Genomic DNA, 10,917 nt, shown 5'->3' on the forward strand with positions numbered 1-10,917 from the left:
GAACCAATACCTCCTAAACGTTGTGCTTCTTGTCTATAACCAATTTGCCTCATTTCTATGCGAATGCCAAAGGCCTTCGCCATATCCTTAATCAATTGTCTAAAATCAACGCGTTCCTCTGCTGTATAGTAGAAAGTAGCCTTAGATCCATCTCCCTGAAATTCAACATCAGAAATCTTCATCTGTAATTTTAGTAAAATAGCCATTTCACGGGCGCGCTTTTTTATCTCTTCCTCCTTGTCCCGGCACTTCTGCCATTTGTCTATATCCTTTTGAGTTGCTTTGCGATATACTTTTGGGATTTCTTCTTCAGAATCGGAAACTTTTTTACGTTTCATCTGTACCCTTACTAATTCTCCGGTTAAGGTAACAAGACCAATATCATGACCAGATTTAGACTGTGTTGCCACAATATCACCAATGGATAAAGATAGATTTTCCGTATTCCTGAAAAACTCTTTCCTGCTATTTTTAAATCGAATTTCAACACAATCAAATGGCTGAGAACCACTTGGCAAAGACATATTGGAAAGCCAGTCAAACACAGTTAATTTATTGCAGCTATCTGTGCCGCAAGTTCCATTATTTTTGCATCCCCGAGGCTGCCCATCCTTGCCGGTTGAACAACTGTTACAACCCATATTTTATATCTTGATTTAACAAAACCAAATGTTGGATTTGCTAAAATAGGTTCATAAATAATTATTGAAGGTAAAGATAGTACTTTTTTGCTGTGATGGAAAGTGGCAATAATTGTGCAAAAATAAACGATCTTCTTATTCTTAAAATTATTTAAAAAGGTTTTGAATATGGGTGCGAAAAATTTCTAAAATTATACTTGTGCAGGATTACTTTTTAAATTTTAAGACCTCTGATCTTCCTTTTTTAAAAATTTTATTACTCACTACTTTCCCTTTTCTAAGCCTTTTCTGTTCTTCATAAGGAAGTTCATGGATTTGTTTACAGTGGCCTGAACAACAATTGTTCATTTTATCTGCACAAACCTCACATTGAATGAAAAGTAGATGACAAGCTTCATTAGCACAGTTAACATGGGTATCACAAGATTCACCGCATTGATGACACTGGGCAATGATATCTTCAGTTATGCGCTCGCCCCGCCTGTGATCAAATACAAAATTCTTACCAAGAAATTTATTTTCAAGATTTTTCTGTCTAACCTGACGGGTATATTCTATAATACCTCCTTCAAGCTGGAATACATTTTTGAATCCTTTATGTTTATAGTACGCACTCGCCTTTTCACATCGAATACCTCCGGTACAATACATTACAAGGTTCTTATTCTCCTTGTAGTTTGATAAATCCTTTTCTATGATATCCAATGAGTCTCTGAAAGTATCAACATCTGGTGTGATTGCATTTTTAAAATGTCCGATTTCACTCTCATAGTGATTTCGCATATCAACCAAAATTGTATTTGGGTCGTCAATCAACCCATTAAAATGTGTGGCATCAACATGTATTCCTTTGTTGGTTACATCGAAAGTAGCATCATTCAAACCATCTGCGACAATTTTCTTACGCACTTTAATCTTCAGTTTTAAAAAGGACTTATTATCCTGCTCTATAGCAATATTGAATCGAACATTTTCAAGAAATGAAATACTGTCTATATGTGATTTGAATTTTAAAAAGTTATCTGCCGGCACAGATAATTGGGCATTAATGCCTTCGGGAGCTATATAGATTCTTCCCAGAACATCGAGTTCACTCCAATGAATGAACAGGTGATTCCTAAATAATTTTGGATTATGAATATGTGCGTATTTGTAAAAAGAAATAGTCAGACGTTCCAGTCCGGCCTCTTCAATAAGAGCTTCTCTTTCTTTAGCACTTAATGTATTGTACAGTTGCATGCTATACCAATTATTAAGTTTTAGAATGTATTAGAATGCAAAATTAAACATATTCCTCTTTAACGCAAGAGAAAACTAATTGATTTTCAGGCTAGTAATTCTTTTGACAGGCGCGCCGGACTAGTTAGAAATAAAAAAGAGTCTTGAAGTTTCAAGACTCTTTAAAGACCACTCCCGGGTAATTTTCTTTTTCATAGATCAACCTGATAGGATGCGGTCACCATTGCCCAAAGTTTCTTGGAACCATGGAATATTTTGTATTTAAGTACGAACACTTATCAGGGAGATGCGGGAATACTAAAAAGGTTGCTTTTGACATTGTTATATGAAAAAAGAAATGGTAATTTAGCGTTCCTAATTTTATAGAAAATCACATAATGGCTAAGGATAAAGAAGCGAAACTTAAAGCATTAAAACTAACATTAGATAAACTAGACAAAACCTATGGCAAAGGGGCCGTTATGAAAATGGGAGACTCTGTTGTTGAGGATGTAGAAGTTATCCCTTCAGGATCACTAGGCCTGGATATTGCCTTAGGTGTAGGCGGATATCCTCGCGGAAGAGTTGTAGAAATATACGGCCCGGAATCTTCCGGAAAAACTACCCTTACTTTGCATGCAATTGCCGAGGCTCAAAAAAATGGTGGTATTGCAGCATTTATTGATGCAGAGCATGCATTTGACAGATTTTACGCCAAAAATTTAGGAGTCGATATTGAAAACCTTATCATATCACAACCCGATCATGGGGAACAGGCATTGGAAATTACAGATAACCTAATTCGCTCCGGTGCAATAGATATAGTAATCATAGATTCTGTAGCAGCATTAACTCCAAAAAGTGAAATTGAAGGTGAGATGGGAGACTCTAAAATGGGTTTACATGCCAGATTAATGTCACAAGCTTTACGAAAATTAACTGGTTCTATAAGCAAAACACATTGTACTGTGGTCTTCATTAATCAGTTGCGGGAAAAAATAGGCGTTATGTTTGGAAATCCTGAAACTACCACAGGGGGTAACGCTTTAAAGTTTTATGCTTCTGTAAGATTGGATATTCGCAGATCTACGCAAATAAAAGATTCAGAAGGTGCTGTCCTGGGCAATAAAACGAGGGTAAAGGTCGTCAAAAATAAAGTGGCTTCCCCATTTAAAACTGCAGAGTTTGATATAATGTACGGTGAAGGAATATCCAAGGTTGGTGAGATTCTGGATCTTGGAGTACAATATGAAATTATCAAAAAAAGCGGATCATGGTTCAGTTACGGAGACACAAAACTGGGACAGGGAAGAGATGCCGTAAAATCGCTTTTACAAGATAATCCGGAACTTATGGACGAATTAGAAAGTAAAATAAAAGAAGCCATTAGTGCAGTAAAGGCGTAATTTAAATAGGTTATTTTCCTTATTCTTTAGTTTTTAAGCAACCATTGCATCTTATTATCATCTTGTAGTATAGATTTTAATAATTGATTATGAAAAGACTAGTTTCCCTGATTTTCGTATTAATCGTAATTGTTTTGTCTTCTTGTAGTTTGAGTGATGACCAACCTAATTATTACTTTGTTCCATTACAAGTAGTAAGTGCGGAATTACCTGAATCATTTAGTTTGCATGAGACATATCAAATTAATGTAACTTATGTGTTGCCTAATGGATGTGCCTCTTTTGAAGGTTTTGATGTAACTCCCATTGCAGAAACAACAAGAAATGTAGTTCCTATTGGATCGCAGTTTGATGATCCGGAATGTGTAGATGGAATGGCCGAAGTAGAAGGTTCATTTAACTTTATCTGTCTTTATACAGATGCCTATCTTTTTAGGTTTTGGACTGGTGAAGATGAAAACGGAGAGCAAGAATATTTAGAAATTGAAGTTCCTGTAACCCAATAATCTACTATTTTAAGCCTATTAATCTAACCAATATTTTGAGTCTGAAAGAACTCATACATAATTGCAAAAGAGGAGATAGAAGGGCGCAGGAACAATTGTATAGAAATTATGCACAAATATTGTTCGGTATCTGCCTAAAATATTCGCGCAATAAAACGGAGGCAGAAGATAATTTGCATGATAGTTTTATGACCATATACGATAAGATTGGTCAGTATAAGTTTAAAGGTTCTTTTGAAGGTTGGATTAAACGTATTACTGTTAATACGGTACTTCAGAAATATAGAAAGGAAGAATACCTGAAAGTAGTAACAGATAATGTTACAGAAGAACCCGAGATTGATTCAGAATATTTAGACATTGAACTCCCCACCCTCCTGCGTTATATTCAGGAGCTTCCTAATAAATACAGACTCACTTTTAATATGTATGTCCTCGACGGGTTTACCCACAAAGAGATAAGTGAACAATTAGGAACATCAGAAGGGACATCAAAATCCAATCTAGCTAGGGCCAGGATGATTTTAAGAGAAAAAATAAAGAAGAAAAACATAAATATTGCTTAATTACCTAAGCCATGAAAAAAGATAATATTGATAAATTGTACCAGGAGAAGTTAAAAAACTTCAACGAGGTTCCGGACGAAAAAGTTTGGAAAGCAATTTCCAACTCCCTGGATAAAAAGAAAAAGTCGCGTCCCATTATTCCCATATGGTGGAAATTGGGGGGTGTAGCGGCAATTTTAGCCATATTATTGTACGTTTTTATTCCTTTTAAAAGCGATCAAAATACTGATCAAATAATTACTGATGTTGAAAGTGCTCCTTCTTTGGATAATTCAAGGGAAAGTGATGTTGAAAATATTTTGCCGGCAGAGAATAATGAAGACGGCAGTAGTGTGGTAAACTCTTCCGAAGTAACAACGGAATCGGGAAATTCAAATTCTGCCAGTGACACCAATAAGTCAGCTATTGGGGGGCAAAACATTGAGACCTCCATTGCCACGTCTTCTGAGAAACCCAATATGAAGACTGAACGCAATAATTCCGATAATTCGAAAACTACAGAAGCTGAAACAACCAATACGTTTGTTCGTTCACAAAATACGCCACATGAGGTTACGAAAGATGAAATAACCAAAAATATTAAGGCCCAGCAGAATCCTGAAACTGAAACTACTGAAATTGCCGCCAATATCAATCCCCCGGTTAAAAACTCCGTACTTGAAGTTGAGGATACTACTATTTCTAATAATATCCAAAAAGACACTCCTCTAAAAGAAGCAGTTGTCGCCGATGGAGCAACTAATTTGATTGAGAAAAAAGAGGAAGAAGATCTGAAATCTACAATGGGTAAAAAATCTATTTACGACGAAATAGAAAAATCTCAGGAAACTAAAGTGGCCCAAACTAATAGTAATAAATGGTCTGTTGGACCCAGTATTGCACCTGTTTATTTCAATTCATTTGGTGATGGGTCGCCAATACATTCAAATTTTGTATCGAATTCCAAAAGTGGTAACGTTAATCTCAGTTACGGATTAATGGTTTCTTATGATATTAATAAAAAGTTGAGTATCCGATCAGGGCTGCATAAGGTAGATTATGGTTATGATACAAATGAAATATCTTTTTCAGCTTCACTTACCGCATCCACTAATGATCAAATTGATAATATAAATTATGCGCCTACTTCAAAAAATTTAGTTGTCAGGAATATGGAAGATAGTAATCTATCAGAGCAGGCAAGTAGTATGGAGATTGCAGCACAAAGCCCCACCCGGAGTGGTAGAATGATTCAGAATTTTGGTTATTTAGAATTACCCTTAGAACTAAATTATGCCCTGCTTGACAACAAATTTGGAATAAATGTCATAGGCGGATTAAGCTCACTTTTTCTTGTAGATAATTCAGTTGTTCTTGAAGCAAATGGCAATACGGTTGAGATGGGTGAGGCCAATAATATTAATGATGTGAATCTAAGTACAAATATTGGTTTTGGTTTTAATTATAAGTTTTCTCCAACCTTTCAATTAAACCTGGAACCTATGTTCAAATATCAATTAAACACCTTTAACGAAACATCTGGTAATTTTCAACCCTTCTCTATAGGGGTCTATACAGGCTTGAATTTTAAATTTTAGCGTCTATGGTAATTGTATGAGTTGTATGAGTTTAAATGGCAATTACTTCAATAAAATGCATATTCAGGTTGTATCATTTTAAACCATTTGGTATATTATTTATAATTCATTAATTTTTATCAAGAGAATTATCCCAGCTCCTTTAAAATAACGTTTCTTACTTGTTCCCGCAATTCCGATTTTTGATTTTCTAATAATTCTTTTGTCTTGAAAAAAGAATGAACCTTCACTCTTGTAATACCCGGGCCTCCACTGAAAAAAGCGAATGGAAAACGGTTTTTGTTATCATAAAAAGTAATTGGAACTACAGGGATATTATGAGCTATTGCCATTTTAAAGGCCCCATCCTTAAATTCATCAAGTATTACGTGCTCCTCAGGTACACCCCCTTCAGGAAAAATACAAATACTGAGGCCTTGGTTTAGTCTTTTCTGCGCCCTTCTATATACAGCTGTCCTGCTTCTGCTGTCATCCCTGTCAACAAGAATACAAACACGTCTATAAAAAAACCCAAAAACAGGAATATTTACCAACTCTTTCTTACCTACAAAGACAAATGGATTCTTACTTGTTTTTAACATCATCATAATATCCAGCATGCTGGTATGATTTGCAACCAACATATAGCTTTGACCTTTTTTAAACTTTTGCTCATAAGATATTCTTGGAAAACAAAACATCCCGTAAATAATAGTATTTGCCCATATATTGCGTGCCAGCCAAAAAAATTGTGGATAAGTCCTTTCTGAAAGGGTTGTTAAGAGAAGCATAGGGGAAAAAATAAATATTGGAAGACTAACGAGAATATAAAACCAAATACGATAGAGAACGTGCCCTAATTTTTCCAGAGGTAAGCGCATAAATCAAAAATAACAATTTTAGCAGGGTAATCGTATTTCTTTTACTTTTGCTTTGAAATATAAAATAAATGGCAAGAATATTAACTGGTATACAAAGTACAGGAACCCCACATCTGGGAAATATCCTTGGAGCGATTATACCTGCAATCAATATGGCAAAAGATCGTGAAAATGACTCTTTCCTCTTTATTGCCGATATGCATTCCCTTACCCAAATAAAAAATGGCGATGAGCTCAGACATAACACTTATGCAACTGCAGCCACCTGGCTTGCATTCGGGCTCGATGTAGAAACTACAGTGTTTTACAGACAGAGCGATGTGCCGCAGGTAACGCAGCTGGCATGGTATTTAAGCTGTTTTTATCCTTATCAGCGTCTTACCCTAGCCCATTCATTCAAAGACAAAGCGGATAGGTTAGAAGATGTTAACGCGGGGTTATTTACTTATCCCATGTTAATGGCTGCAGATATATTGTTATATGATGCTAATATTGTCCCGGTTGGTAAAGATCAGTTACAACATATAGAAATGACACGTGATGCCGCATCACGTTTTCAGTCGCAAATGGGTGAGACTTTTGTAATGCCCGAGGCGCAGGTCCAAAAAGATACTATGTATATTCCAGGGACAGATGGAGCGAAAATGAGTAAAAGTAAGGGCAATTTAATAGATATTTTTCAGCCGGATAAAAAACTGCGTAAACAAGTGATGAGTATTGTTACGGACAGTAAGTCTCTTGAAGACCCTAAAGACCCCGAAACGGATACCACTTTTTCATTATACCAAATTTTAGCTTCTGATGCACAGATTGCCAAAATGCGATCAAATTACTTAAATGGAAATTATGGCTATGGACATGCCAAACAAGCTCTTTACGAATTAATCATTGAAAAGTTTAAAACTCCCCGAGATAAATTTAATTATTATATGAATCATCTCAATGAGGTGGATGATGCATTGTCAATAGGAGCTGAAAAAGCTAAAAAAGTGGCCGATACAGTTCTCGAAAGAGTCAGGAATAAAGTAGGATACTAGATTATTGATAACCGACTAAGCAGTTTGTAATTATCCTTTTTGCTGAAAGATCAAAAGTTAATCTGCTGTCTTATTAGTGTATTTTATCGATGAACACCTGTATTTGGAGGTTTCAGCAACTTAAATTAAAGACAAACAAACTAACTGGTCTGATTTCAACTAAATAGCTTCATACTGTTTCCCGGGTAATGGCCTTATCATTCCTTTCATTTCCATATTCAAAAGACTGGATACTGTCTTAAATACAGGTAACTGACATTCCAAAGCAATGTGATCTAACAATTGGCGTCCGTCTTTCTGCAAGAAAGAGTAGATTATCTTTTCATTTTCATCTAATTCTACAAAAAGTTGTTTTTGTACAACGGCAGTTTTATGTTCTTCCAATTGCCAATCCATTAAATAAATCAGATCTGCAGCAGAAGTTAGCATATGGGCTTTTTGCCCCCTTATTAGGTTGTTACATCCTAAACTATATTTATCTTGTACCCGCCCAGGTACAGCAAATACATCGCGATTATAGCTATTTGCCATTTCCGCAGTTACAAGACTACCTCCCTTTTCTGCAGATTCGATAACAATTGTAGCCTCGCTTAAGCCCGCAATAATTCTATTTCTTTTTAAAAAATTTTCCCGATCAGGGTTACTTGAACTCCAAAATTCAGTCAAAAAACCGCCATTCTTATTAATTTCTTCAACATATTTAAGGTGTGCCTTAGGATATATTTGGTTTAATCCATGTGCTACACAGGAAATGGTCTGAAGTCCGTTTTTTAAAGCTGCTCTTTGAGCACAAATATCAATTCCATATGCAAAACCACTTATTATAACCGGATCTAAAGGCGCTATTTCCTCAATGAACTTTTCACAGAAAGCTCTGCCATAACTAGTGCTATTCCGTGTACCCACTAAACTGATTATTTTTTTATTCCCGAGCTTAATGTTTCCCTTTGTAAAGAGTAAGATAGGCCCATCCACGCAGTGCTTTAGATAAGCAGGGTAACTAGTATCCATAAAGTATGAACAGGATATTCCATTTTTAAGAATAAATTCGTATTCAAGCTCTGCCGCATGAAGATATTTTCTATTGTGCAAACCACTTATTGCCACAGACCCAATTCCGGGAATTTTTTCAAGATGTTTCCTTTTATCTGTAAAAATTGCAATTGGACTGCCACAATAAGCTATTAGCTTTTTAGCTGATATATCTCCTATGTGAGGGATGTTTTGCAGCCTTAGAACTGCAATTAACTCATCCTTAGTCATTTATATATTGTTTTAAGTTATTCACAAATTACACAAAATATTATGTTAATAAAAAGTTCTCTTCTCTAGTTTGAAGCCCTCAAATTTTTCTTCATCTTTGTGTTTATGGGAATTGAGCACTACATTCAAGAACTTTTATACCGTTACAACTGCGTTGTAGTTCCTGATTTTGGTGCTTTTTTAACGCAAATGAAATCTGCAGTACTTCAAAAGTCAACCAATACTTTTTACCCTCCTTCAAAACGAATATCATTTAATGAACAGTTGTCCTCAAATGATGGTTTATTAGTTTCATATATAGCCAATGCGGAAAATAAGTCATATGAAGCGGTTTTGAAGCAAACCCTGGATGTCACAAAAACATGGAGAGAACAACTGCATTCAGGAGAAAGGCTAAAAATATCATCTATAGGTGAATTATGGTTAAACAGGGAAGGTAAATTGCAATTCCAACCTTCTAATGAGGTAAATTATCTTACGTCTTCTTATGGTCTTTCATCTTTTGTTTCTCCAATTGTTACTCGCGAGAGTCTTAAGGAACAAGTAGTTGAGTTAGAAGAAAAGATACCTTTTATTATTACCCCAGAACAACGCGAAAGAACTTCATTCAGGCCTTATTTGAAGTATGCTGCCATACTTTTATTAGCCCTATCAACAGGTATGACAGCTTACCGATTTTATGGAGAAACCCTTAATAAAAAGGAGCTCGTTCTTGAGGAAGCTCAAACCCTCGTGTCTAAAAATATTCAGGAAGCAACATTCTTTAACACAAAGCCGCTTGAATTACCAGAACTTAAGCTTCATGTAACAAAAAAAAGTAAGGGTAATCACCATATAATTGCAGGGGCATTTAGAATTAGGGAAAATGCTGATAAAAAGGTTACACAACTGCGTAGCAAAGGCTATGAGGCAACTTATCTTGGAGTTAATAGTTATGGTTTACATCAGGTAACCTATGCCAGTTACGAAAATCCGGAAGAAGCTTTAAGTTTTCTAAAGAAAGTAAAGCGTACAGAATCTCAAGATGCCTGGATGTTATCTACAAAATAGTTTCTTTCTTTTTCTTCAATACAATTGCTGCGTATCTTTGAAAAAACTTTTTATATGCAGCCAAAAACACCCAGTGATTCAAGAACAATAATGACCGATATGGTTTTGCCCAGCGAAACTAATCCATTGAATAATCTTTTTGGTGGTGAACTATTGGCACGAATGGACAGGGCTGCCAGCATAGCGGCAAGAAGACACAGTCGTCGTATTACTGTCACTGCATCTGTTAATCATGTTGCCTTTAATCGTTCTGTGCCATTGGGTAGTGTGGTTACAGTTGAGGCTAAAATATCCAGGACCTTTAGAACTTCAATGGAAGTTTATATTGATGTCTGGATGGAAGATAGATTTAGCGGAGAGAGTACCAAAGCTAATGAAGCTATTTATACTTTTGTTGCTGTGGACGAAACTGGAAAGCCAACCGAAGTGCCCCCTATAATTCCTGAAACAGCACTGGAATCTGAACGTTTTGAGGGCGCACTAAGACGAAAACAACTCAGTTTAGTCCTGGCAGGTAAAATGAAGCCAAATGAAGCCACCGAACTCCGGGCATTATTCATGAAAGAATAAATCCATCCTGATATTTTTTATTTAGAAATCAAAATTGTCAGGGTCAGGGCCAAAGCGCTGTCCTCTATCGAGGCTATCCAAATTAGCCATATCTTCAGGGGTTAACTCAAAATCGAAAATATCTGCATTTGCGAAAATTCTTTCCTGCTTCGATGATTTAGGTATGGTAATTACTCCCTTTTGCAAATCCCAGCGCAAGACTATTTGGGCAATGGTCTTATTG

At 35.9% G+C, this 10,917-nt stretch carries 12 protein-coding genes; 7 read left to right on the forward strand and 5 right to left on the reverse strand.

Annotated features, from left to right (window positions below; genetic code table 11):
* A partial coding sequence (locus WBN20_RS06625; protein WP_424281143.1) for a PSP1 domain-containing protein occupies positions 1-641 on the reverse strand: 641 nt, incomplete at its 3' end.
* Positions 642-848: 207 nt separating this feature from the next.
* Positions 849-1,880 (reverse strand): rhodanese-related sulfurtransferase, encoded by a 1,032-nt coding sequence (locus WBN20_RS06630; protein WP_424281144.1) that lies wholly within the window; start codon positions 1,878-1,880, stop codon positions 849-851.
* 377 nt (positions 1,881-2,257) lie between these two features.
* On the opposite strand from WBN20_RS06630, the gene recA reads away from it, so the two are divergent.
* From recA to WBN20_RS06650, 4 genes are all read left to right on the forward strand, one after another.
* Positions 2,258-3,265: a recombinase RecA gene (gene recA, locus WBN20_RS06635; RefSeq protein WP_424273101.1), complete on the forward strand. Its 1,008-nt coding sequence runs from the start codon at positions 2,258-2,260 to the stop codon at positions 3,263-3,265.
* 89 nt (positions 3,266-3,354) lie between these two features.
* Complete coding sequence (locus WBN20_RS06640) at positions 3,355-3,771, forward strand: hypothetical protein (protein ID WP_424273102.1); 417 nt, start codon at positions 3,355-3,357, stop codon at positions 3,769-3,771.
* Between the two features lie 35 nt (positions 3,772-3,806).
* Positions 3,807-4,337 carry an RNA polymerase sigma factor gene (locus tag WBN20_RS06645; protein WP_424274935.1) on the forward strand — a complete coding sequence of 177 codons (531 nt, stop codon included), beginning with the start codon at positions 3,807-3,809 and terminating at the stop codon, positions 4,335-4,337.
* Between the two features lie 11 nt (positions 4,338-4,348).
* Positions 4,349-5,914 (forward strand): hypothetical protein, encoded by a 1,566-nt coding sequence (locus tag WBN20_RS06650; protein WP_424281145.1) that lies wholly within the window; start codon positions 4,349-4,351, stop codon positions 5,912-5,914.
* 128 nt (positions 5,915-6,042) lie between these two features.
* On the opposite strand, the gene WBN20_RS06655 is transcribed toward WBN20_RS06650, so the two are convergent.
* Entirely contained in the window at positions 6,043-6,774 is a 732-nt protein-coding gene (locus WBN20_RS06655; protein WP_424274933.1) for a lysophospholipid acyltransferase family protein, read from the reverse strand.
* A 68-nt stretch (positions 6,775-6,842) separates the two neighbouring features.
* Here WBN20_RS06655 and trpS point away from each other — a divergent pair, with 68 nt between their 5' ends.
* A complete protein-coding gene (gene trpS / locus WBN20_RS06660) occupies positions 6,843-7,811 on the forward strand; it encodes a tryptophan--tRNA ligase (RefSeq protein ID WP_424273105.1) in 969 nt (322 codons plus the stop codon).
* 159 nt (positions 7,812-7,970) lie between these two features.
* On the opposite strand, the gene dprA is transcribed toward trpS, so the two are convergent.
* The gene (gene dprA / locus WBN20_RS06665; RefSeq protein WP_424274932.1) at positions 7,971-9,074 is read right to left on the reverse strand and encodes a DNA-processing protein DprA; all 1,104 of its coding nucleotides are present in this window, start codon (positions 9,072-9,074) and stop codon (positions 7,971-7,973) included.
* Positions 9,075-9,179: 105 nt separating this feature from the next.
* On the opposite strand from dprA, the gene WBN20_RS06670 reads away from it, so the two are divergent.
* A complete protein-coding gene (locus tag WBN20_RS06670; protein WP_424281146.1) occupies positions 9,180-10,124 on the forward strand; it encodes an SPOR domain-containing protein in 945 nt (314 codons plus the stop codon).
* Positions 10,125-10,178: 54 nt separating this feature from the next.
* Positions 10,179-10,694 (forward strand): acyl-CoA thioesterase, encoded by a 516-nt coding sequence (locus WBN20_RS06675; protein ID WP_424273542.1) that lies wholly within the window; start codon positions 10,179-10,181, stop codon positions 10,692-10,694.
* Between the two features lie 21 nt (positions 10,695-10,715).
* Here the strand turns inward: WBN20_RS06675 and WBN20_RS06680 are convergent.
* Positions 10,716-10,917 (reverse strand): aldo/keto reductase (locus WBN20_RS06680; protein WP_424281147.1); only part of this gene is annotated, 202 nt, incomplete at its 5' end.

It is taken from the genome of Eudoraea sp. (genome assembly GCF_049665975.1).
Lineage (GTDB): Bacteria > Bacteroidota > Bacteroidia > Flavobacteriales > Flavobacteriaceae > Eudoraea.

Excerpts from the sequence above, each read along its gene's own strand:
- WBN20_RS06655 (WP_424274933.1), bottom strand. The coding sequence starts at position 6,774 with ATGCGCTTACCTCTGGAAAAATTAGGGCACGTTCTCTATCGTATTTGG.
- dprA (WP_424274932.1), bottom strand. The coding sequence starts at position 9,074 with ATGACTAAGGATGAGTTAATTGCAGTTCTAAGGCTGCAAAACATCCCT.
- trpS (WP_424273105.1), top strand. The coding sequence starts at position 6,843 with ATGGCAAGAATATTAACTGGTATACAAAGTACAGGAACCCCACATCTG.
- WBN20_RS06640 (WP_424273102.1), top strand. The coding sequence starts at position 3,355 with ATGAAAAGACTAGTTTCCCTGATTTTCGTATTAATCGTAATTGTTTTG.
- WBN20_RS06670 (WP_424281146.1), top strand. The coding sequence starts at position 9,180 with ATGGGAATTGAGCACTACATTCAAGAACTTTTATACCGTTACAACTGC.
- WBN20_RS06630 (WP_424281144.1), bottom strand. The coding sequence starts at position 1,880 with ATGCAACTGTACAATACATTAAGTGCTAAAGAAAGAGAAGCTCTTATT.
- WBN20_RS06675 (WP_424273542.1), top strand. The coding sequence starts at position 10,179 with ATGCAGCCAAAAACACCCAGTGATTCAAGAACAATAATGACCGATATG.
- recA (WP_424273101.1), top strand. The coding sequence starts at position 2,258 with ATGGCTAAGGATAAAGAAGCGAAACTTAAAGCATTAAAACTAACATTA.
- WBN20_RS06650 (WP_424281145.1), top strand. The coding sequence starts at position 4,349 with ATGAAAAAAGATAATATTGATAAATTGTACCAGGAGAAGTTAAAAAAC.